This window comes from Noviherbaspirillum suwonense (genome assembly GCF_900182955.1).
Taxonomy (GTDB): Bacteria; Pseudomonadota; Gammaproteobacteria; order Burkholderiales; family Burkholderiaceae_D; genus Noviherbaspirillum_A; species Noviherbaspirillum_A suwonense.
Genome location: NZ_FXUL01000009.1, coordinates 167,323 through 190,220 on the forward strand (window position 1 = coordinate 167,323; position 22,898 = coordinate 190,220).

21 protein-coding genes are annotated in these 22,898 nt (G+C 62.7%); 16 read left to right on the forward strand and 5 right to left on the reverse strand.

Features of this window, described 5'->3' with window-relative positions; all coding sequences use genetic code 11:
- Positions 1–21 precede the first annotated feature (21 nt).
- Positions 22–819: a sulfite exporter TauE/SafE family protein gene (locus QOL82_RS13595; protein ID WP_283442821.1), complete on the forward strand. Its 798-nt coding sequence runs from the start codon at positions 22–24 to the stop codon at positions 817–819.
- Positions 820–939: 120 nt separating this feature from the next.
- Here QOL82_RS13595 and QOL82_RS13600 read toward each other — a convergent pair whose 3' ends face one another.
- Entirely contained in the window at positions 940–1,608 is a 669-nt protein-coding gene (locus QOL82_RS13600) for a class I SAM-dependent methyltransferase (protein ID WP_430438480.1), read from the reverse strand.
- A gap of 44 nt (positions 1,609–1,652) precedes the next feature.
- Positions 1,653–2,402: an MBL fold metallo-hydrolase gene (locus QOL82_RS13605; protein ID WP_283442823.1), complete on the reverse strand. Its 750-nt coding sequence runs from the start codon at positions 2,400–2,402 to the stop codon at positions 1,653–1,655.
- A 384-nt stretch (positions 2,403–2,786) separates the two neighbouring features.
- Here QOL82_RS13605 and QOL82_RS13610 point away from each other — a divergent pair, with 384 nt between their 5' ends.
- The 3 genes from QOL82_RS13610 (at position 2,787) to dsbG (ending at position 6,466) form a co-directional block, all read left to right on the forward strand.
- Positions 2,787–3,599 (forward strand): TlpA disulfide reductase family protein, encoded by an 813-nt coding sequence (locus QOL82_RS13610; protein WP_283442824.1) that lies wholly within the window; start codon positions 2,787–2,789, stop codon positions 3,597–3,599.
- Between the two features lie 282 nt (positions 3,600–3,881).
- Entirely contained in the window at positions 3,882–5,594 is a 1,713-nt protein-coding gene (gene dsbD / locus QOL82_RS13615; RefSeq protein ID WP_283442852.1) for a protein-disulfide reductase DsbD, read from the forward strand.
- A 26-nt stretch (positions 5,595–5,620) separates the two neighbouring features.
- On the forward strand, positions 5,621–6,466 hold the full coding sequence (gene dsbG, locus QOL82_RS13620) for a thiol:disulfide interchange protein DsbG (RefSeq protein ID WP_283442825.1): 846 nt from the start codon (positions 5,621–5,623) through the stop codon (positions 6,464–6,466).
- Positions 6,467–6,514: 48 nt separating this feature from the next.
- Here dsbG and QOL82_RS13625 read toward each other — a convergent pair whose 3' ends face one another.
- Entirely contained in the window at positions 6,515–7,354 is an 840-nt protein-coding gene (locus tag QOL82_RS13625; RefSeq protein WP_283442826.1) for a TlpA family protein disulfide reductase, read from the reverse strand.
- Between the two features lie 269 nt (positions 7,355–7,623).
- On the opposite strand from QOL82_RS13625, the gene QOL82_RS13630 reads away from it, so the two are divergent.
- From QOL82_RS13630 to QOL82_RS13650, 5 genes are all read left to right on the forward strand, one after another.
- On the forward strand, positions 7,624–7,908 hold the full coding sequence (locus tag QOL82_RS13630) for a hypothetical protein (RefSeq protein ID WP_283442827.1): 285 nt from the start codon (positions 7,624–7,626) through the stop codon (positions 7,906–7,908).
- Positions 7,896–9,176: a ferric reductase-like transmembrane domain-containing protein gene (locus tag QOL82_RS13635; protein WP_283442828.1), complete on the forward strand. Its 1,281-nt coding sequence runs from the start codon at positions 7,896–7,898 to the stop codon at positions 9,174–9,176. The genes QOL82_RS13630 and QOL82_RS13635 overlap by 13 nt, the downstream gene beginning before the upstream one ends.
- Positions 9,173–9,544: a cytochrome b5 domain-containing protein gene (locus QOL82_RS13640; RefSeq protein ID WP_283442829.1), complete on the forward strand. Its 372-nt coding sequence runs from the start codon at positions 9,173–9,175 to the stop codon at positions 9,542–9,544. Before QOL82_RS13635 ends, QOL82_RS13640 begins: the two co-directional genes overlap by 4 nt.
- A 409-nt stretch (positions 9,545–9,953) precedes the next feature.
- On the forward strand, positions 9,954–10,628 hold the full coding sequence (locus QOL82_RS13645) for a c-type cytochrome (protein ID WP_283442830.1): 675 nt from the start codon (positions 9,954–9,956) through the stop codon (positions 10,626–10,628).
- Positions 10,625–11,578: a c-type cytochrome gene (locus QOL82_RS13650; RefSeq protein WP_283442831.1), complete on the forward strand. Its 954-nt coding sequence runs from the start codon at positions 10,625–10,627 to the stop codon at positions 11,576–11,578. Before QOL82_RS13645 ends, QOL82_RS13650 begins: the two co-directional genes overlap by 4 nt.
- A gap of 39 nt (positions 11,579–11,617) precedes the next feature.
- On the opposite strand, the gene QOL82_RS13655 is transcribed toward QOL82_RS13650, so the two are convergent.
- A complete protein-coding gene (locus QOL82_RS13655; protein WP_283442832.1) occupies positions 11,618–13,021 on the reverse strand; it encodes an ATP-binding protein in 1,404 nt (467 codons plus the stop codon).
- Positions 13,018–13,683, reverse strand: coding sequence for a response regulator (locus QOL82_RS13660; protein WP_283442833.1), 666 nt, complete (start codon positions 13,681–13,683; stop codon positions 13,018–13,020). The genes QOL82_RS13655 and QOL82_RS13660 overlap by 4 nt, the downstream gene beginning before the upstream one ends.
- Before the next feature lie 569 nt (positions 13,684–14,252).
- Here QOL82_RS13660 and QOL82_RS13665 point away from each other — a divergent pair.
- The 7 genes from QOL82_RS13665 to QOL82_RS13695 all read left to right on the forward strand — a co-directional run bounded on the left by QOL82_RS13665 (position 14,253) and on the right by QOL82_RS13695 (position 22,845).
- Positions 14,253–14,606 (forward strand): ArsR/SmtB family transcription factor, encoded by a 354-nt coding sequence (locus QOL82_RS13665; RefSeq protein WP_283442834.1) that lies wholly within the window; start codon positions 14,253–14,255, stop codon positions 14,604–14,606.
- Between the two features lie 765 nt (positions 14,607–15,371).
- Complete coding sequence (locus QOL82_RS13670) at positions 15,372–17,267, forward strand: bifunctional metallophosphatase/5'-nucleotidase (protein WP_283442835.1); 1,896 nt, start codon at positions 15,372–15,374, stop codon at positions 17,265–17,267.
- Between the two features lie 238 nt (positions 17,268–17,505).
- Positions 17,506–18,504 (forward strand): hypothetical protein, encoded by a 999-nt coding sequence (locus tag QOL82_RS13675; RefSeq protein ID WP_283442836.1) that lies wholly within the window; start codon positions 17,506–17,508, stop codon positions 18,502–18,504.
- A 157-nt stretch (positions 18,505–18,661) separates the two neighbouring features.
- The gene (locus tag QOL82_RS13680; protein WP_283442837.1) at positions 18,662–19,570 is read left to right on the forward strand and encodes a UDP-2,3-diacylglucosamine diphosphatase; all 909 of its coding nucleotides are present in this window, start codon (positions 18,662–18,664) and stop codon (positions 19,568–19,570) included.
- Between the two features lie 197 nt (positions 19,571–19,767).
- The gene (locus QOL82_RS13685) at positions 19,768–21,396 is read left to right on the forward strand and encodes a methyl-accepting chemotaxis protein (protein ID WP_283442838.1); all 1,629 of its coding nucleotides are present in this window, start codon (positions 19,768–19,770) and stop codon (positions 21,394–21,396) included.
- 118 nt (positions 21,397–21,514) lie between these two features.
- The gene (locus QOL82_RS13690) at positions 21,515–22,267 is read left to right on the forward strand and encodes a GNAT family N-acetyltransferase (RefSeq protein WP_283442839.1); all 753 of its coding nucleotides are present in this window, start codon (positions 21,515–21,517) and stop codon (positions 22,265–22,267) included.
- 377 nt (positions 22,268–22,644) lie between these two features.
- Positions 22,645–22,845 (forward strand): hypothetical protein, encoded by a 201-nt coding sequence (locus tag QOL82_RS13695; RefSeq protein ID WP_283442840.1) that lies wholly within the window; start codon positions 22,645–22,647, stop codon positions 22,843–22,845.
- Positions 22,846–22,898 lie beyond the last annotated feature (53 nt).

The window sequence follows — 22,898 nt, forward strand, 5'->3', positions numbered from 1 at the left end:
TGGGAACCGCGCGGCGCAGACATGCTGACCAACCTGCTCTTAGGCTCGGCGATAGGCGTCATCCTTGCGCTGACGGGCGCCGGCGGCGGAATCCTCGCGGTTCCCGCGCTGATGTTCGGCGCCCATCAGAGCGTGGCCCAAGCCGGGCCGGTGGGCCTGCTCGCCGTGGGCATGGCGGCTGCGCTCGGCGCGCTGCTTGGACTGCGCACCGGCACCGTGCGCTACCGCGCCGCAATGCTGATCTCGTCAGCCGGCATGCTGCTGTCGCCGGCCGGACTCTGGCTGGCCCGCCGCATCGACAACCAATGGCTGACGGCGCTGTTTGCGGTGGTCCTGCTCTATGTCGCTTACCGGACCTGGCGCCAGGCCAGTCATCCCGGAACGGGCGCGGACGACGTCCGGGCCGATCTGGCCTGCATCCGCGATGCTTCCAGCGGTCGATTCGTCTGGACCAGCCGCTGCGCCCGCGCGATGGCGCTTTCCGGCGGGATTGCCGGCTTGATGTCCGGCTTGCTGGGCGTCGGCGGCGGCTTCGTGATGGTGCCGGCATTGAAGCGCTATACCGACCTGGACATCAAATCCGTCGTGGCGACGTCGCTGGCCGTGATCGCGCTGGTATCGGCGACCGGCGTGGTATCGAGCGCCGTTGCCGGCATCCTGGACTGGCCGGTTGCCATACCGTTTTCGGCGGGCGCGCTGGCCGGCATGCTGGCAGGCCGGATCGTGGCTGCACGCATCGCGGGTCCGCAGATGCAGAAGGGTTTCGCACTGGTTTCGTCGGTCGTGGCGATCGGCCTGATCGTCAAGGTCTGGCTTTGACGCTTCAACGCTGACCGGAACCGGACTTCCGGGACCGACGACGGCTTCGCCGAGCAAGGGAACGCGGCCAAGCGGTCTCGCCGGTACGGGCGGGAAACTGGCGAAAGGCGCAGCGCCGCCTTATTTTCTGCCGACCATGCCTATCAATGCGCACATCCCCCTGTGCCGCGCTCCTTCGTCCAGTTCGGCCTCATACACCTGCATGTCGACAAGCTCGAGCGCCGAAAACGCGGAGGTCAGCATTTCCTCGGTGTACAAGTGGTCGAGCTGTCCGGGCCCGCCAGTGTTGTAGTCCAGCTGCTTGGGTGTATATCCCTGCAGCACAAGCAGGCCGCCGGGCTTGAGCGCCGCCACCATGTTCGCGAAGAGCCGCCGGCGCATCTCGGGGTCGGCGAACTGGACAAAAATCGCGACGACGTAATCGTAGGCCGCCGGCTGCCAGTCCCAGCCGTCGCAGCTGTCGACGTGGTAATTCACCGCGACCGACGCCTGCTGCGCCAGCTGGCGGGCCTTGGCGACGCCTACCGGAGAAATATCGAAGGCATCCACGTTCAGCCCTTGCTGCGCCAGCCAGACACTGTTGCGGCCTTCGCCATCGGCCACGGCGAGGGCTGACTTTCCAGGTTCGAACAAGGCGCGCCTGTCGGCGAGGTAGGCATTCGGCTGGGTGCCGAATGCGAAACCTGGCGCGCTGTAGCGCTCGTTCCATGTCTCGGCGGATTGAAAGAAGGGGGCGTTGGTCACAGTTTCTCCGGGAGGATAGGTGGTTGACGGCTGTCCAATCGTCATGCGGGCAGGATTTCCGGCCGGGACAAGCTGGCCATTATGCCTGCCTAGCCCTGCGGGCTCTGCGTCATCTGGCGGCAATACTTCTCCAGGTTTTCCGGGAGGTCGGACGGGCAGACGCCGCACTGGCGGTTACCCGGCACCGCGTAATCGATGAATTTCGGATAGGGCAGGTTGAGGTTCGCCATGATGTCGCGGAATGATTCCAGCGAGCGGTCGCCGCCAAGGCGCGGATTGCGCTTCCTTTCCTGCGCGATGGACGAGACATGCCGGTCCTGGTAGTCGTGCGCCGGATACACCAGATAATCGTCCGGCAGGCTGAACAGCTTTTCCCGCACGCTGCGATAGAGCGTGTCGGCATCGCCGTTCTGGAAGTCGGTGCGACCGCAGCCCTCGATCAGCAATGCGTCCCCGGTGAAGATGCGATCGTCCAGCAGATAGGCGAAGTGGCCATCGGTATGGCCGGGCGTGTGCAGCCCATTCAGCGTAAGCCCGCCAACGGTCAGCGGCCTGCCTTCCTCGATGCCGACATCGACGCACGGCAGGCGATCGATAGCAGGCGCTGCAATCCTGCAGCCGGTTTTATGCTTCAGTTCCAGCGCGCCGGTAATGTGGTCAGCATGGATATGGGTGTCCAGCGCATAGGCAAGCGTCAGTCCAAGCGCGTGCAATGTGTCGAGGTCGCGCTCCATCGACGCGATGACCGGATCGATCAGCACCGCCGCCCCGGTCTGCTCGCAGCCGAGCAGGTAGGTATAGGTGCTTGATAGCGGTTCGAACAGCTGGCGGAATATCATGGACTTCTCCTTCCTTGTTGATTGGACTGTGCCGGAAGCTGCGTCGGTCCAGTCTAGCGGCTGAACCAATTCGTGCTATTACATAATTACATAATATTTTTAAGTATTATGAAGCAAACGCCGGCTGCTGTCCCGATTGAAGATGAACCGGTGCGGAAGGGCGCATCGCGGAAGCCGGCAGGCAGCCGCCGTCATCCGCTTGGAAAAACGAACACCGCTCGCGGTTCCATAAAAATTCGCGGCCCGGCGGGGCGGGATCGCGCAACGCTTAATGCTGTGTTAATGCTGGCCCCGTACGATGCGCTTCATGATTAGCATGCAAAATGACAGGCGGCGGCACGCCCCGGAACCAGGGATGATCAGCAACGGGGCGACGGGGGACGCATGGCAGGAATAACGATCGGCCCCTTCGTGCTGCCATACGGTCTGCTGGCGCTGCTCGGCGCGCTGGCCGCGGCGCTGCTTGCCGGCAAGTGGGCTGCGCGTTCGTCGCGGATAGACGCCGAGCCGCAGATCTGGATCGTGGTCCTTGGCAGCCTGGCCGCAGCGCGCATCGCATTCGTCGTTCTGTATCACGAACAATATGTCGATGACCCGCTGGGCATGCTCGATGTTCGCGACGGCGGATTCCTGGCTCCCGCGGGGCTGCTGGCTGTCGCATTGGCGACCGCATGGCTAGCCCGGCGAAATCGAAACGCGCGCACGCCCCTGCTGTATGCGGCGGGCGCCGGCGTCGCCGTCTGGCTGGCGGCTGCGCTGGTTCCGCTGGCAATGCCTGCGCAGCGCCTGCAGATGCCGCAGATCACGCTGTCTGACCTGGCGGGACAAGCCATCGAGATCAAGCGCTTTGCGGGCAGACCCGTGGTCGTCAACTTATGGGCCAGCTGGTGCCCGCCATGCCGGCGCGAAATGCCGGTGCTCGGTGCGGCGCAGACGCGCCATCCCGGCGTGACGTTCATCTTCGTGAACCAGGGGGAGACGCCGGAAACGGTGCGCAGCTATCTTGCCGGAGAGTCGTTCAGCCTCGACAACGTGTTGCTCGACCCGGACCGTCAGCTGGGCGCGATGCTCGGGTCCGGCGCCTTGCCGACCACGCTGTTCTTCGACGCGCAGGGCGTCCTGGTCGAGCAGCGCATGGGTGAGCTATCGGCGGCCACGCTGACGCAGCGGCTGGAAGCCTTGCGGCAAGCGCGCTGAGCCACGCGGCGCGGCGCAATGGAACAACGGCAGGCGGAACTTGCACTCCCGCGCTGAGGCGCCGGGCTGTCACAGGCTGCAAGGCCCGGGATGGTGCCCCGGCGGCCCTGCAAATCCTGCGTCCGCGACATCCAGCATGTCGGACAGGCAGCAAGAAGCGCCGGCTACAGGTACGCACCCGGCGATGCGTGCCGCTTGCGCCGCCTTTTAAATCATGAGGAAACCAAGTTGACGAACCTACTCCGGCATACAGGCGCCCGTGCCGCACGACTTGCCATCGCCATGCTCACGCTGCTGGCGCTGCTGTCAGCCGCGCCGGCGCATGCCGCTGAAGACTATCTGCCCCCCGGGCAGGCCTTCCGTTTCACGGCGCGGATGGCGGATGCGAATACTGTCGAAGTCACCTTCGACATTGCAAAAGGCTATTACCTGTACCGGAAACAATTCGGCTTCAGGGCCGAGGGCGCGCAGGCCGGCAAGCCCGCGATTCCGGCTGGCCGGGTGAAGTTCGATGACACGTTCCAGAAAGACGTGGAAACCTACCGCGACACGGTCACCATCCGGGTGCCGGTCCAGGCCGCTGGGCCGTTCACGCTGAATGCGACCTACCAGGGTTGCGCCGATGCCGGCCTGTGCTATGCGCCGATGACATCTGCGGCCCGGCTTGACCCTGCCGCCGTCGGTGGGCGCACCCTGGCGACCACCGACGGCGACATGGGCCGGATCGAGGCATCGCTTTCCAGCGGCAGGCTGACGGTGGTCGTCCCGCTATTCATGCTGCTCGGACTCGGGCTTGCCTTCACCCCCTGCGTCTTGCCGATGATGCCCATCCTGTCCTCCATCATCGTGGGCGACCGGCGCAGCGGCTCGCGCGGGCGCGGCCTGCTGCTGTCGGGGTTCTATTCACTGGGAATGGCCCTTGTCTATACCTTGCTCGGCGTGGCCGCAGGGCTTGCCGGGGAAGGCCTGGCCGCTGCGCTGCAAAATCCCTGGGTGCTCGGCGCCTTCGGCCTGCTGATGGTCATCCTGTCGCTGTCCATGTTCGGGGTTTACCAGATCCAGATGCCGGCGGCCATCCAGGCCAGGCTGGTCCGGGCGTCCGGTCGCCAGGCCGGCGGCAAGCTTGCCGGCGTATTCATCATGGGCGCGCTGTCGGCGCTCATCGTCGGGCCCTGCGTCGCCGCGCCGCTGGCAGGCACGCTCGTGTACATCAGCCAGACGCGCGACGTGGTGACCGGCGGCAGCGCCCTGTTTGCAATGGCGGCAGGCATGAGCCTGCCGCTGCTGGCGCTAGGGGCCTCGGCAGGCGCATTGCTGCCGCGGGCGGGCGCCTGGATGGAAGCGGTAAAGCGCTTCTTCGGGGTGCTGATGCTGGCAACCGCCCTATGGATGGTGTCGCCGGTGATTCCAGGCCTGGCGCAGATGCTGGCCTGGGCCGTGCTTTCCATCGCCTACGCAGTCCACCTGCTGCGGCGGCGCAGCGGTTGGGCGGCGAGTGCGGCAGCGACTGCATTTGCGGGACTGGGATTGCTGCAACTGGCGGGTGCGGCGATGGGTTCGCGCGATCCGCTGGCGCCATTGGCGCATGCGACCGGCGAAGGCGTGCATGCGACCTCGTTCGCAAGGGTCAGGTCGCTGCAGGAACTGGAAGCGATCCTGGCAGCGAAGCCGGGCAAGGTCGTGATGCTCGACTTCTATGCCGACTGGTGCGTCTCCTGCAAGGAAATGGAAAAGCGGACTTTTTCCGACCCGCGCATCCAGGCGCAGTTTGCCGACATGCTGCTGCTGCAGGCGGACGTGACAGCCAACGATGGGCACGACCGTGCATTGCTCAGGCGCTTTGGGCTGTTCGGCCCACCCGGCATTATTTTCTTCGATCCGGCAGGCAGTGAAATCGCCGGCCGGCGTGTCATCGGCTACCAGGGTCCGGAAAAATTCCTGTCGGCGCTCGACGCGGTGAAGCCGCTCCCCGCGAATTTATCGCCAACAAACTAAAACTCAATTTTCCAATGAAAGATGTCATGTCCAGTTTTTTGCGTTCATGTAAGGCCTCCGCGATCCTGTTCGGCCCGCTCCTTGGCGGCGCGGCACTGCTCGGCGTCCCTGGCCCTGTGGCTTCGGCCGACAGTTTTCCCAGGCCGATTCAGCAGGCTGTCGACGCCGGCGTCAAGGTGGAGAAAAGCTTTTCCGCGGCCTCCGGGCTCACCGGCTGGGTGCTGTCGCAGGGAGGCCAGCATTCCGTCGTCTTTACCACGGCGGACAAGAAGACCTTGATCGCCGGCACGCTGATAGGCGAGAACGGCGAAAACCTGTCCTCCCGGTATGAAGAGGACCATGTTCCCAAGCCGGACTTCGGCAGCCTGCTGCACGAACTGGATAAATCGTCCTACGTCGTCGAAGGCGCGATCCAGGACCCGAAAAAGACCATCTACGTTTTCGTCGACGCCAACTGCCCGTTCTGCCATCTCACCTGGAAAGCCCTGCAGCCCTACGAGAAGGCGGGCCTGCAGGTACGATGGATTCTTGTGGCGACATTGGGACCGACCAGCATGCCCAAGGCGATTGAAGTCCTGGCGGCCGAGGACAAGACCGTCGCCTTCAGGAAAATGGAGGAAAACAGCGGCAAGGCCTGGACGCCGCCGGCAAAGGCCAGCGAGGCCGCCAGCCCCGGGGCGGCTGTACAAATCCGGAACAATACCGAGCTGATGGCGCGTTTCGGCATTGCGGGGACCCCGGGCGTCATCTGGAAGGACGCCCGCGGCAAGGTCAATGTGAAAGGCGGCATGCCGCGGCTGTCGGAACTGCCGGGCATCACCGGTTTGCCGGAACAGAAAGTAGACGACCCGGCACTGGCCAAGTTTCGCTAGTGCACGGGCTTCGGGGCGGTGTCGACCGGCAGACAGCGCTGTTGACTGTCAATAAGCACTCGTTTGCCGGGATGTGATGCCAGCCGCTTTCAGGCTGGCGATGTTTTGTTCCAGGGTGGAAGCGGTCAATTCGCCGACATGCTTGCCGTGCAGGATGCCCCGGTCCGAAAAGAACAGGGTGACCGGCAGCGCCTGGGTGCCGGCGTGAACCGGGAATTGCCCTGCGACGTCGAGCAGCACGTTTCGGATCTGCGGCGCGCGGGCATCGAGGTACTCGCGAACCAAGCGGCCGGATTCCCCCTGGTTGACGAACAGAAAAGTGATGTCGCCATGGCGTTGCTGGGCGTTTCCCAGCACGGGCATCTCTCGCCGGCACGGCGGGCACCATGTGGCCCAGAGATTGACGACGATGGGCCTTCCTAGAAAATCCTCGACCTTCACCGGCTTGTCATCCAGCGCCATCAGGGTGAATGTCGGGAATTGCAGCTGGTCTGTGCGGAGCAGCCAGAATACATTCAGGCCGCCGCCCCAGATCAGCAATGGGCCGGCGACCGCCAGCACCAGTGGCTGCCTCAGTGCGCGATTGCGCCAGGCATACCATGCCGTCGCTGCGGCAGCCGCCACGAATCCCGCGAAGACGATGAACCCGCCATCGGTCAGGCGGCCTGCGGTCCAGGGTTCCAATCCGTAGCGCTCCGCATCCAGGTAGACGTGGAAGGCCCTTGCGGCAATTACGCCGATCAGGATTATTCGCATCAGCAACAGTGCGCCTCGACGCCGGTCCGGGGCCGCTGTCGCCGTGACCAGCAGCAGGCCGGCGACGGTGGCGACCAGGAACAGGACCAGATCGATGGAGACGGCAGCGAAGCCTAGATTGACCGATCCCATGCGGGGATTTCCTTTTTCAGAGCATGACATCGTCATTGATGCACGCGAATGTTGTGCGCTCCATGTTATCGGCTGGGGATTATCAGGGGATTAAAGAAGAATGCGGCAGTCCTCGCTGCTTTCCGATTGATTCGCATGGAGTCCGGCAGCGCGGCAGTGCGCTGCGGCATTTGATCTGCCGCAGCTTTTTCCGGCGGCCGCATGCTAGCTTACGGGCTTGGCCATCCGGCTTTCCAGTCAATCAACAGGCGATGCGCGGGAATGCAGCGATGAAGCTTTTCACCGCCGCGGGCATCGCGGCTATCTTCAATGCACCTAGGACTTGGCCAGGCTGCGCGGCCGACACGGGCGGATGGCAACCGATGCCGCCGCAGGCAGGGCTCGGGCGCCAGGCTCTTGCCAGGCAATCGGGCAGTGGCGAGGACGGCCGCCGCAACAAGGGCGAGCCGGCGCCAGACTTGCAGGAACCGGGATGCCGCCGTGCAGCCTCAATGCCGGACATCCGGCCGGATGCCGGTGCGGTTCGCGATCCGGAAGCCGCATGTCATCGATGACTTTTCTCCCGTCCCGGCAGTCAATGCAGCGATGGTCCATTCCGGCGCTGACCGCGCTGTTCGGGCTGCTGCCCGCGTGGTGGGCGTTTCCCCAAGGCGTCGGATTCTGGCGAAGCTGGGCCATTTTTTCAGGCTGGCTCGCAAGCGGCCTGCTGCTGGCAAGCCTGCTGCTGATGATACGCGAGCCGCGCCTGGCCGGACTACTGGGCGGCTTGCAGCGCATGTACCTCTGGCATCACCATGCCGGCGTTCTTGCCTACCTCCTGCTGCTGACTCATCCGCTGGCGCTTGCCGCCGACGGCTGGCAGCACTCGCCGCACAGGGCGTGGCTGGCGATCTCTCCGTGGCAGGGTGGCGCGACCATCGCAACAGGCTGGCTCGCGCTGCTGCTGATGATGGCAGGACTGGCGCTGGCTTTTGCGCACCGTATCCCCTACGAGCTCTGGCGTCGACTGCATCACCTGTTGAGCGCTTCGACATTGGCGGGCGCAGCGCACCTGCTGCTGCTCGGGCTTCCGCAGCCGCTGCTGTGGTTGCCGGCGCTGGCCATCGGCTTTCTCCTGTGGCGATTCCTGCGCGCGGACCGGGGACTGGGGGCGCGGCCGTATGTCGTGGACAGGGTCGCGCGGCTGTCCGGCACCGTCATGGAAGTGACCCTGCGGCCGCTGGGGGAAGCGCTGCATCCGAATGGCGGGCAGTTCCTGCTGGCCGCATTTGGCGAGGGCATCCATTATCACGGGTGCCGGGAATATCATCCCTTCACCGTCGAGAGGACGGCGGCGAACGGCGCCATCGTCCTCGCGATCAAGTCCCTCGGGGATTGCACCGGAGCCCTGCAGGACCTCGAGCCCGGCGTTGCGGTGCGCTTGCAGGGACCATTCGGCAACTTCCTCGACCGGGAGCCGCAGGGGCCAGGCTTGTGGATCGCCGGCGGGATAGGCATCACGCCCTTCCTCTCCGTGCTGCAGCGACGTACGCTGCGCTACCCGGTGCGGCTGTTCTACCTTTATCGCTCGGGCGCTGACGCGCCTTACCTGGCCGAACTGGAAGCGCTGGCTGGCAACTGCCCGCTGCTGCATATCGAATGCATCGAGACCGGCGCGGACAATCCGGACCTGGAAGCCCTGCTGCCGGCGCCAGCCGATCTGCGCGGCGTCGAATGCCATATCTGCGGCCCGGCGCCGATGGCGATGTCGGCTGCGGTGCACCTGCGTCGACGTGGGGTAGCGCCGGAAAGAATACACTTTGAACAGTTCGATTTCCGATGATGCGAAAACTCTTCTTCTATGGCACCGCCCTTTTCTGGATCGGCGTGCTGGCGGCATGGACCGCCGGCAGCCGCGCGCCGGACAATTCCGCCAGGCCGGCTGCTGGAGCCGACCGGCCCATCGGCCTGGCCGAGATCGCCCGGCATGCGACTGCCGGGGATTGCTGGATGGCGATAGACGGCATTGTCTACGACATCACGGCCTATCTTCCCGACCATCCATCGAATCCCAGGATCATCCTGCCCTGGTGCGGGAAAGAAGCAAGCGAGGCGTACCGCACGAAAACCCGCGGACGGCCGCATTCGGCCGAGGCCGACGGGCTGCTACGCACCTATCGCATCGGCGTGCTGGGCAATGCATCTCGCTGAACCCGCACGTTGCACCCTGGCGTTATTGCTGCGTTAACAATGCGCCGCTAGCATCGAGGTATCGATGTGCCCGGACGGAAATAAGGGCGCGTGGCGGCAACGCAATGAACCAGACGTCGTGTGCTTCCATCATCGAGCGGGCTTCGGCGCGATGGCGGGGGCTTGAGCCGCGATGGTCTGCAGGTGCGGAGTTTTAAATACTTTAACTATATTATGTAATTTGGTATAGTGATTTGCAGGCGTATGCTTCACCGACAGGTGACGATGCCGCGCATTCTGGGTCGGCCCGCGACCTGCCGGATCCCATCCGGCCGCTGTCGGCGCTCAGCATTGGCAGGCAAGGAAACGCAATGATTCAGCAAGGACACCGGCGAAGGCCGAACTTCTGCCGCAGAAAGAAGGGCTATCCATGAGACGGTATTCCACACGCATCGCCGCCGTGGCCATGCTGGGTTGCGGGCTGCATGCCGCGCTGCCCGCATCGGCGCAGGACAAGAATCTAGGCGCAGCCATTGCGGCCAAGGGCGGCAGCGGCGGCGCGGCTGCCTGCGTCAGCTGCCACGGCGCGAAAGGCGAGGGCATGGCGGCGGCGGGCTTCCCCCGGCTGGCCGGCCTGCATCCGGATTACCTGCTGGCCCAGCTGGATAACTTTGCGAGCGGCCTGCGCCAGAATCCGGTGATGGCGCCGATTGCCAGGCAACTGACGGCTGCCGAGCGCCAGGCGGTCGCCGGCTATTTCGGCGGGCTGCCGCCGCCAACGCCTGTCGCCAGCGGCGACCCGAATGTACTGAAGGCCAGCGATCGTGGCGCATGGCTGGCCGATCGCGGACACTGGGACGATAACCTGCCTGCCTGCGTGCAGTGTCATGGCCCCGGCGGGGCGGGCACAGGCAGCGCCTTTCCACCGCTGGCGGGCCAGTCCAGCGCCTATCTTGCTTCCCAGCTCCACGCATTCAAGTCCGGCGCCCGGCCTGGCGGACCGATGAGTTTGATGAGCGTCGTGGCGAAGCGGATGACCGATGCCGATATTGCCGCCGTGGCCGATCACTTCGGCGCGGCGCCGGCCGACAAGGGGAAAAAATGAAGATCGCTTCCGCTCGCTTGCTGGGAACACTGCTGCTGACCTTCGCATCGGTGTCTGCCCATTGCGCTGCGCCGGCCGCCGGCCCGGGCGTCGCGCCGACGTCGGTGCCGGCTGCAGCGGAAAAGGCCGCCGCGCCAAAGCCGCCCGAGACGAAAAAGCCGGTGGCCTTCCAGCCACCGGCAGCGGACAGCATCCCGGACGACGACTTCGGCAAGATGGTCCGGAAAGGCGAGCAAATTTTCGTCAACACCCGCGAGAATGCAGGCCGGTTCGTGGGCAACAGCCTGAACTGCGTCAACTGCCATCTCGACGCGGGCCGCAAGGCCAATGCCAGCCCGCTGTGGGGCGCCTACATCTCGTATCCGGCCTACCGCAGCAAGAACGAGCATGTGAATACGTTCGCCGAGCGCCTGCAAGGATGCTTCCGCTTCAGCATGAATGGCAAGGCGCCGCCGCTGGGCGATCCCACGCTCGTCGCGCTGGAAAGCTATGCCTACTGGATGTCGACCGGGGCGCCGGTCCGCGGCAAGGTCGAAGGCCGCGGCTATCCCGAGCTGGCCAAGCCCGCATTGGCGCCGGACTACGCGCGCGGCCAGAAAGTCTATGCACAAAGCTGCGCCCTTTGCCACGGCGCCGACGGCCAGGGACAGGCGAGCGGCGGCAAGACCGTCTTCCCGCCGCTATGGGGTTCGCAGTCCTTCAATTGGGGCGCCGGCATGCATGACATCAAAAATGCGGCCAGCTTCATCAAGGCCAACATGCCGCTGGGCCTGGGCGGCTCCCTGAGCGACCAGGATGCGTGGGATGTCGCTGCCTACATGAATAGCCAGGACCGTCCGCAAGACCCGCGCTTCAAGGGAAACGTGCAGGAGACGCGCAAGAAATATCACGATTCGCCGACATCGATGTATGGACTCAAGGTGAACGAACGCGTGCTGGGCGGCAAATAGGAACGCGCCGCCCGCGTCGCAAGGCCCGGTGCATCGGCGTCAATCTCTCCGCCCCGTCGGCGATGGCGATGGGGATGGCCCGCTGTCGAAGGACACGCGGGCTTCTTTTTTGTCGTCGCAAGCAGGTGCAGCGCCGGCGAGCGGAAATGCGACGCGCGCGAGCAGGCCGCCTGCGGCGCGCGGAAGCAATGCGAAGGAGCCGCCGTTGCGCTCGACAATGGCCGACACGATGGACAAGCCAAGGCCGCTGCCCTGTCCGCGGCCTTTACGCCAGAAACGCTGCACGGACCTGACCCGCTCCTCTTCGCTCATGCCTGTCCCCAGGTCCTCGATACTGAAGCAGGCCATGCCGCCGCACTCCGCCACCGTCAGCATCACGTCAGTGCCGGTTGGCGAATACCGGCATGCATTGTCGAGGAGATTGCGCACGGCGGTGATTGCCAGCACGGGAGGCAATGCAAGCGCATGCGTCGCGCCGGCATCCCTGACGAGGATGCGGCGGCGGAACGTCGGAGTCATTTCCTGCAGAGCCATCTGCGCAATGGCGCCCGCATCCGCAGCCTCTTCGCCTTCGAACGAATGCGCGCCGTCGACCCGCGCCAGCATCAGCAGCTGGTCCAGCGTGTTCTGCAGCCGCAGCACGCCGTGCTCGGCATGTTCGAGCGCCTGCCCGGTCTCGCCGCCGCCGCCGGCCAGCCTGGCAACCTGGATATGGGTCTTCACCGCCGTCAGCGGCGTGCGCAGTTCATGCGCGGCGTTGCCGGTGAACGTGCGTTCCCGCTCGATGCCCAGCTGTATGCGGTCCAGCAGCGAATTGATGGTGGCGACCAGCGGCTTGAGCTCGCCGGGCACACGGGTATCGGGCAGGGGCTGCAGGGCGTCCGGATGGCGCTGGGCGAGGGCATTCCTGATCGAAACCAGCGGCGCAAGCCCGTGGCTCACGCCCAGCCACAGCGCAAGCAGGCTGCCCGCGCCCGCGATCAGGAAGGGCACCGCGGTGGCGAGCACGACGCCATGCAGCAGCGCCAGCCGCCGGTCCAGCCGGTCGGCTGTCGTGATGCGCACGCCATGCCGTTCCAGCGTGAAGCTGCGCCACTGCACGCCATCGATGGTGCGGGTGCCGTAGCCCGTTCCCGTCGAACCCAGGCTGGCCGGGCTGTTGTGCGTGCGCGCGAGCACGTCGCCGCGCAGCAGCCGCACTTCACAGGCGACGCCATCGCCGGCCAGGCCGTCAACCGTGGCCGGCGGCGTCGACGCCAATGGTCCGGATGGCGGCTGCTGCAGCATCAGGTTTGCCACCATCGTCGCCGATGCCGCCAGTCTCTCATCGAGCGCGCTGCGAAACTCCTTCCTGAGGTCGACCAGCATCCACACAGAGGCCGCTGCCCACAGCAGGGCGAGCGAGAAGCCGATGATCAGCAGCAAGCGGCAGCGCAGGGTCATTTGCCGGCCCTGCCCAGGCGATAGCCGACGCCGCGCACGGTCTCGACGATGTGCGGGCCGAGCTTGCGCCGCAGGTGGTGTATATGCACATTGATTGCATTGCTCTCCACGATCTCGTCGAAGCCGTAGAGGCTGTCCTTGACCTGCTCCGCGCTCAGGACCCGGTTGGGACGATGCAGCAGGGCCTGCAGCAACGCCAGTTCGCGCCGCGACAGGTCGACCCGGCTGCCATCCAGCAGCACCTGCCGGCTGGCCGGATCGAAGGACAGGTCGCCATGCGTGATCATGTCGACCGTGCGCCCTGCGGATCGCCGATGCAGCGCATGCAGACGCGCGATCAGTTCTTCCAGGTCAAACGGTTTTTGCAGGTAGTCGTCCGCGCCCGCGCGCAGCCCTGCCACCTTGTCCTGCAGCGTGTCGCGCGCCGTCAGCAACAGGATGGGAAGCATGGCGCCGGCGCCGCGCACGCGCGCAAGCAGCGCCATGCCGTCCTCGTCAGGCAGGCCGAGATCAAGGATCGCCAGGTCAAAGTGCGCGGTGTGCAAGGCGGTATGCGCTGATTGCGCCGTCTCGACATGGTCTACCGTAAAACCATGGAGCCGAAGGCCGGCAATCACGCCGCTTGCCACGAGCGCGTCATCTTCAACGAGGAGTACATGCATGGGCCGGGTACCTGGGAAAAGTGGAAGAATGCGCGCCGGCAGTGCGACGGGCAATGCAGAGGGAGGAATGAATAGCGGGTGCTTTCACTGCCGTGCGATAGCAATCGCCGTCCAGAAAGGGCAGTCGGGGAAGTGTGATGCGGCTTCCAATGGTGTTCGTTGGCAAGGTCGCTGCGATCCGCACCCCGACCTGGTAACGCTTTTTATATATGATAGGATTATATAATAAAATATTCTTAATTATGTCCCTGGTCCGGTGCAGGCGCTGTCTGCAGGTCAGATCCGATGTTTTCTCGGCATTCTCGCCGCGGTGGACCTGCTGGTTCATCTGACCGTCTTGTTGCCGTCGATCGGCCGATCATGTGCATCCGCGATCAACAGAACGTTGACCAGCACACTTCCTCACTTCCTCACTTCCTCACTTCCTCACTTCCTTGCAGTCTCTGCAGGCCCGATGGCGTTATGGCAGCCGCGCGGCGATGCTGCACATCAAAATAAAAAAACATATAATATCGACGCATAAAAGACCGAACCGGACCGTCCATCTTCACCACCACGAAAAAACGCACGTGAACCAGGAAAACCTCTCCGTCGACCTCGCCGAACTGCAGAACGCCGCCGCCAGCGCGAGCAGCCTGCTGAAGGTGCTTGCCAACCAGGACCGGCTGCTGCTGCTGTGCCAGATGACGCAAGGCGAATATTGCGTCAGCGATCTCGAGCAGCTGACCGGCGTGCGGCAGCCCACGCTGTCGCAGCAGCTGACCGTGCTGCGTGACGAATCCATGGTCACGACCAGGCGGGAGGGCAAGCAGATTTTCTACAGCATCGCGAGCAAGGAAGCGCTGGCGGTGCTCCAGGTGCTGTACGAGCAATTCTGCAAGCCGGGGAAACGCAAGGCAAAGAAAGTAAACGGAACTGTTTGAACGCGGTGCGGGCGCGTGATGTTTTTGGCAAACCTGACTGAGCGAGTTCAGGTAACGCTTTTGTTGGCGATTTTCTTATCATCATTACGCAGAGGGTGATTTACAGGCCAACGTCGGCGACGCCGATGCCGCATTCTGCAGCGGTGTCGACGTTAACGCATGCATTCCAGGTTCGCACATGCACTACAAGGCGAGTTGCAGCGATACGTGTCCCAAGCACAACCGGGTATTCGAAAGCGTTATTCCAATCGTTAGCCCTTGTGTACAGCGCCATCAGATGACGGCCAAATACGCTTGGTTTCTAACACCATAGTTTCATTCGTCTTTCCGACGCAACTATGGCCAGCCCGTTATCTCTTATTTGCTCCACCAAAACTCACAATGACATCAGGGGTTATTTTCGCCAGGGACCTGGCCTGTACCCCCGTTACCGGCTGGACAGCGCGTTCGAGCGCTTCTGCCGGATCAGGTGCAGGCACGATAGGCTGACTGCCTTCCACGGCAACCGTTCATTCTTTAAGCGAGTGCCTGCTGCATTTAAATAATTGACGGTTGCTGCCTCGGCTGTGCGGGCCGCCATACGCCATTAGCGTACCGAGTTGCCTGCTCCGGCTAACCGGTTCTGGCGTGTGTCTGGTGAACAGCGTCTGCACCGCAATCCCACTGCAATGAGTCATGTAATCGGCAAGTCACATGTGCTGCGTAGGCTGAGGGCCTTGAATTAAGCCGCTATCCCAATCGCACCTTCGCCCTAGAAAAACACCCATGAACCGCACCCGCTACCTCACCGCCCTGAGCGTGCTTGTCACGCTTGCAGCCTGCTCCGGTTCTGACGATGCCTCCAGCAACCCGGGCGCTGCTGCGACGCCAGCCGCTACCGCGGCACCGTTTGTCGTCAAAGTCATCGGCTTGAATGACTTCCATGGCAACCTTGAATCCTCCGGCACCTTCGGTCAGACTGCTGCGTCCGCCGACAAGCCGGCGGTGGGCGGCGCGGACTACCTTGCCGGGCATATCGCCAGGTTAAAGACGCAGAATCCTCTCAACGTCGTGGTCGGCGCCGGCGACATGATCAGCGCCAGTCCGCTGATTTCTGCCTCCTTCAATGACGAGCCGACGATCGAGGCGCTGAACCGCGCGGGCCTGGAATTTACCTCGGTAGGCAACCATGAGTTCGACAAGGGAGCGGCCGAGTTGCTGCGCATGCAAACCGGGGGATGCCGCTTCATTAACGGCGCGCAGGATCCGAACAGCTGCAAGGGCGCTGCGGTCGGCACGCCCGTGCCCTTCGAAGGCGCGAAATTCAAGTACCTTTCTGCTAACGTCATTTCTACGGCAACCGGGAGGCCGCTATTGCCAGCCTATGGCACCAAGACCTTCAACGGCGTGAATGTGGCATTCGTGGGCATGACGCTGAAGGCAACCCCAACGATTGTCACGCCGACCGGCGTGGCCGGCCTTGAATTCAAGGACGTAGCGCAGACGGTCAACAGCCTCGTTCCCGAATTGCGTGCGCAGGGCATCGAGTCGATCGTCGTGCTGGTACACGAGGGCGGTTTCCAGACCGGCAGCCTGGGCGATATCAATGGCTGCGAAGGCAACCTCGCAGCCTCCGCGATTGCGAATATTGTGAAGCAGCTGGATGACGCCGTCGATCTGGTCGCCAGCGCCCATACCCACGCGGCATACAACTGCAAGCTGCCCAATGCGAAGGGCCGCCTGATTGCGGTGACCAGCGCCAACTCGTACGGCAAGCTGCTTACCGACATCGATGTCACCATCGATCCGGCCACCAGGGACATCACGACGGTCAGCGCGACGAACCGGCTCGTGGCCCGTAACGACCCGTCAGTCACGCCGGAGCCTGGCATCGTCAAGATCGTGGCTGCGTACAAGGGCCTGGTAGACCCGGTCGCCAACGCGGTCATCGGATCGATCAAGGCAGCCCTGCCGAGTTCCCGCACCGATGGCGCATGCAATATGCCGGCTGGCAACCTGATCGCCGATTCGGCACTGTACGCAACCAGGCCGGGTAATTTCGGCGGGGCGGTTATTGCGTTCATGAACGGTGGCGGCGTGCGCAGCCCCGGGTTCACGTTCCCATCGAGCGCGGGTGGCGAAGGGGATGGGAACGTGACTTATGGCGAAGCTTTCACGGTACAGCCATTCGGCAACAGCCTGGTAACGATGACACTCACCGCGCAAAATATCAAGGATGTACTGGAAGAGCAATTTGCGGGCTGCAGGGGGCAAAGCGCCACGGCAACCAGGTTCATGTTGCCATCGGCCGGTTTAAAATACTTCTGGGATGGGGCGAAGGGTTGCAATGCGCGCATCAGTAATGTGACGCTGACACAGGCAGGGTCGACCGAAGTCATCGTGGATGCGGCCGGCGTGGTGACAAACCCGTCCAGGACCTACCGCGTTACCGTCAACAATTTCATCGCGGATGGCGGCGACGGCTATTCGACCTTCAAGTCAGGCACCGACCGGCTTGGCGGCGCCCAGGACATCGATGCATCGGTATCGTTCCTTGCACAATACAAGGCTCCTAGGGGAGCGTACGATCCAACCGTCATCGCCGAGGACAGGGGCACGCCACGGCTCAACCGGATTGGATCCAGCAAAATTTGCCCGACCGGGAGCGACGTCAATCCCTAACCGCGGCCTATCAAAAAATCGCCCGTCTGCCGGTACCCAGGGGAGACGCGCGACCTCTTGCCGCGTCACCTCCATTCGCTTGATGCCACGATTCTTTACGCTTTGTTCATTGTCCCTGCTTTTAGCCGCGCTAGGTGTTCACGGCGCGGTGCCTGCCCAATCGCCCGCTGATCCCTCGCATGCTACCGGCGTCCAGACAAGAGATCTGGCTCCCGGCATCCTGGCCAGGCGCACGGTGTTGATGAAGCAGGCCATGGCAGGCTTGGCCGCGGGGAACACCAGTGCCGCCGTGACGGCATTCGAAACGGCGGTTTCGATGGCGCACGCTCCCGATGCCGAGCTTGGGCTCGTGCGCAGCTACCTGCAGGCCGGGAATTACAGGCAGGCGCTTGCCTATAGCGCCCATACCGCCGGCGCGCACAGGGAAGAACCCGAAGGCATTGTGCTTTATGTGTGGCTGCTGCACCTGGGAGGCCAGGAAGCGGCAGCAAAGCGCATCCTGCATGAAGCACAGTCACGGTTGCCAGGCAACGCCGCGTTGGAGCGGGTACAGCGAAAACTGGATGACAGCGCCGGTCCTTCATCAGGAACGTCGGCCGTTGCAGGCGCGTTCGCGCCATATAGTCTTCCGCCTCTGACGGAGGCGGCTGCAGCGCTTTCCGGTAGTGGCGTCCTGATCGATGGCGGGCGTCGGGTGCTGGCACCCTTGGCCGCGGTGGCGCATGCCCGCAAGATCTGGGTACGCAACGGGCTGGGACATTTGCGAAAAGCTGCCATCGAAACCCGGTTCGACAAATACGGGATCGCATTACTGAAACTCGACCAGTCCCTGCCGCTGACCGAAGGATTCATGGCTGCCGGCAAAGATCCCTTTCCAGGCAGCGTTATGTATGCCGTGGCGTATGCAACGGTGCGCGGTGCGGTAGCCGACTGGCCTGTAATGCGTCACGGCTTTCTGGGAACCCCAGAGGGCAATGGAACAGATTGGGAATTAGGCATTACGATGCCCGCCGGACCACACGGCGGCCCCGTATTCGATGCTTCCGGTGCACTTGCGGGCATCTCGATGTCGACGCCGATTGGCAAACCGACCTTTGTGCCCATAAGCCGTATCAAACAGCTGACCGGCGATCGTCTCGGTTCGGTTGCGCCTGCAGAAAAAGGACCACGGATGGCAATGGAGCAGGTCTACGAGAAAGCAATGGGGGCCGCAGTTCAGGTATTGATGGCACGCTGAAGTAAGCCAGGCCAATTTGCACTGCCCTCATGCCATGAAAAAACGCCCCCATCGTCCGCACCCCATAAGAGTGCGAAAAACCGAAATATTTCCTATAGGTAATTAGTGTGTCATATTTATTGGCTACGATGTTTCAATCCAATAAAAGAGTATTCCAATGAAAACTGATCGCTTTTCCTGTTCGCGCGAGCAAGAGGATTACCAGAAAAATCCGCGCAAGCCGACGCAATTCAAGGCGATCTGGATTTCCGACGTTCATCTGGGCACGCCCGAAAGTCACGCTGAGCGCTTACTTGAACTGCTCCAGTTGACCGAGTCGGAAACGCTTTATCTGGTGGGCGATATTGTTGACCGACTGGAACTGAAGCGGCACCGGTACTGGGAACAATCCGACGCCAAAGTCGTGGAAGCCATTGTGGAAAAAGCCAGTCAGGGCACCAGGGTGGTATTCGTCCCATGCACGCGGGGCGCGCCTTTCCGAAAATTCGTTGGGCAGTATTTGAAAGGCATTCCAATCCAGGACGAACTCGTTCATGTCACGGCTCAAGGCAAACGCATGCTGGTGTTGCACGGCGACCGGTTCGATCGTGCAGCAAATAACGCATTGTGGCTACGTTACTGCGGCACTCATCTTGCCCCGACAGTGCAGAGGTTGCTGCAGGCTGTAGATAACTGGCGCGAACGCATCGGGTTGACGGACCGGTCATTGCCGGGGTGGCAGGACATCGAGCCTGTCGATGCGGTCTACTTACGGTCCTTTGCGCAAGCGCTAACGAGCGAAGCCAAGCAAAAGGGGCTGGACGGTGTGATTTGCAGCCATGTCCATAAGCCGGAGATTCGCGAAATCAGCGGCATTTTGTATTGCAATGACGGTGACTGGGCCGCGCACCAGTCGGCCATGGTCGAAGACCTGTCCGGCGCATTGAGACTAGTCACCTGGCAAGACATCATCCTGCAATCCGACCGTGCCGCACTCTGCGAGGATCTGGCAGCGTCAGAAAGCCAGGCGTTATTGATAGGCAATGCAAGGCGCATCCCGACAGGATTGTCCGCCCAGCCCGTTTAATCGGCGATGGCTGACTCATGCAATGGCCAAATTCCATTGATTCAGGATGGCCTGTTCACCCAGGTCGGTATTGGTTATTTTTACCGCCCCGGAAGGCTTCCATCGTATTCCGTGCGTTGACAGCGCTAAAGTTTCTTGTGGGTAATCATTGCGTCATATTCGACGTACAAAATGCTTGTTTCCAATAAAGCATAGTCATGATGAAAACTTTCAGCCTGTCCGTAGGCGCCCGACTTCTCGCTGCATTTGCAATCATTCTGGCGATTATGATCGCGATGACGACGATCGCCGTCTCGCGCCTGCATTCCGCGCATCAAACGGCACGCGACCTGGTTGAAAACAAGCTGGCGAGGCAGCAGCTCGCTTCGGAGTGGTTAGGCGCGGCAGCCTTGAACGGCGCGCGAGCGGTGTCCATCGCCAAAAGCGACAGTCTTGAAGTTGCCGACTATTTTGAAGCCCAGCTGACCCAGGGCGACGCACGCGTCGTCGACATCGGCGGGCGCATGCGGGCGCTGAAGATGGACCGCGATGAACTAGATCTGGTGCAAGGCATCGACAAGCAGCGTGGGGCTTATCAGAAAGTTCGCGCCGAGGTCTTCAAGTTGAAGAACAGCGGCAGGATACCCGAAGCGGACCAGCTTTTTTCCACACAAATGGAGTTCCAGTTCGCGCAGTACCAATCAGCTATACAGAAGCTGCTGGATCATCAGACCCGCGCTGCGACGGCGATCTCGGTCGCATCGGTCGACGCGTACGCATCCAGCATCATTCTGCTGCTCAGCCTTGGCGCGCTATCGATCGTGCTCAGTCTGTTTCTTGTCTGGCGCCTCAGGCGCGGCATTGTGTTGCCGCTGCAGTTGGCAGTGGGCCAGGCAGCGCGTATCGCCCAGGGGAAGCTGAGCCGGGAGATCCCGCCGGAAGGCGGGACAGACGAGATTGGCGGGCTGCTGCATGGGCTGCATGCGATGGAGGCCGGCCTGGCCCAGATCGTTGGCCAGGTGAGGGCAGGAACGCAGACCATTGCCGCCACTTCCACGGAGATCGCTGAAGGCAATCTCGCCGTGTCCGCACGTACGCAGGAGCAAGCCGCCTCGCTGGCGGAAACGGCGACATCGATGGCGCAGCTGGCGGTCATGGTTCGGGAAAACGCGCGGGATGCATCGGCAGCTGCCGGACTGGTCGACACGGCTTGCGGCGTTGCGTTGCGCGGCGGGGCGGCGATGTTGCAGGTGTCCGACACGATGGCGACGATCCGGCAGTCCTCCGAACGGGTCGCCGATATCGTCAGCATCATTGATGGCATTGCCATGCAGACCAATATCCTTGCGTTGAACGCGGCAGTGGAAGCCGCGCAGGCGGGTGCGCTCGGCCGCGGCTTCGCGGTGGTTGCCAGTGAGGTGCGCTTGCTGGCCCAACGCTCGGCGGCGGCGGCGCGCGAGATCAGGCTATTGGTCGTCGATTCGGTGCAGCAGGTGGAAAGCGGCAGCGTCCTGGTCCGGCAGGCAGGCATCACGATGAAAGAGATCGAGTCCGGCGTCGGGCAGGTGAGCGCCATCGTGTCACGCATTGCCGCAGCCAGCCATGAACAAAGTGCAGGCATCGCACAGGCGAATCTTGCCGTGGGCGAGATCGACCGGGCCACGCAGCACAATGCGGCGCTGGTCGAGCAGGCTGCGGCCGCGGCAGGCAGCCTGCAAGCCGAGGCGGCGGCACTGGCGCGAACGGTGTCCCGATTCACCTTGACGGGCGCTTTGCCAGACGCACCTGTTGCCGAAAGCAGGCAGTCTGGAAAGCAGATGCGAGAGGCGGTTCGGCTGTTGGGCTAGGGACTGGCATGGATATGGCCGGCCTGCATGTCATCTTGCTGATCTGGCCGCGTCATGCGGTGGTAGCAAACGCCCTTTAAGATCGGCCGTTTCACATCACCGGTCCTATTTCCCTTCTATGCGCTTGCCAATTTCCGCATCAAACCCGCGCGCCAGCACGGCGAAAATAGCGCTCAGCGTAACTTCCGCGCCGGAGGAAATCCGTGAGGTTCAGCGCCTGCGCTTCCAGGTGCTGGCGCGATCGCTTGGATTATCCGAAATCGCTGACCCGGATGGCCTCGACGAGGATGAGATGGATCGATGGTGTGACCATCTTATCGTGCGTGAAATGCGCAGTTTGAAAGTGGTGGGTAGCCTTCGATTAGCGGGTCCTCGCGCCGTGGACCGCTATGGGCGATTCCCTTCGGAACAAATATTCGACCTCGAGCGCCTGCAGCATGTGCGCAGCAGGATGGCAGAAGCAGGGCGTATGTGCGTTCATCCCGACTATCGCGGGAGCGGCGTGCTCATGACGTTATGGGCCGGGCTTTCGGCCCTGATGCAAAGAGAGCGGTACGATTATCTAGCCAGCTGTGTGTCGATCAGCCTTGCCGATGGTGGTCATAATGCCACCGCGCTCCACCAACGTTTGAACGCCACCCATCTCGCGCCGCGCGAATACCGCGTGACGCCTCGTAGCCCTTTCGTTCTCCACGAATGCGAGCGCGGGCATCCTCCCTGTGTCCCGCCGCTTCTGGAAGGCTACCTGCGTGCCGGCGCATGGATCGGTGGAGAACCGGCATGGGACGCGGACGCCAATTCCGCCGAAATGTTCCTGCTCCTGCCTGGCGCTGCAATGGCAAGCCGTCCTGACCGATCCGCGATCGCATGACACCGGCTGATCGGTTTCCTGCATTTCGTTAGTGGGAAGTCACGCTGGAACTGGCGTACATGGCCAAGCACGTCAAGACGTCTTGGATCTCCGCTACGCACCCGGGCACAAGGCATAGACGCGTCAGACATCTGCTTGAACACCTGCACCACACTAGCTTTCCACTTTGGTGGACAGGTTAGCCGCCGAGCGGAGGCAGTGGACCGGACAGGAATTGTATTGGCCTCGGCCCACACCAGGTTGTGACCGGCCTTTGCCAACCACCGGCATAGCAGCGCATGGCAGCGCATAAAAACCGGCTTCCCCGTCATCGCCGTGTCATGGGCGTCAGTCAAACTGGTCAGTCTTCCAGTTCTCTACGCCAACGGTACACGACCATGATTCCAGATATCTTGATTGTATTCGACAGCGCTGGGTTTCATCTGCTGCATGGACATCTGCACCTCGCCGTCATGCTGAGCGAATCCGGCAAAGCGTCGGTGGATGTGAAAGGTCATGGCACGGTGCTCATTTCAAAAAGACCCACCGGCCTGGTCGTGCAAACCGGCGAGGCGGATCTGCCCTTGCTGCCCTATTGAGACTTGCTTCCGGCGTATCCCTATGCACTCTGCCTGATTGCACTTAAAGGAAC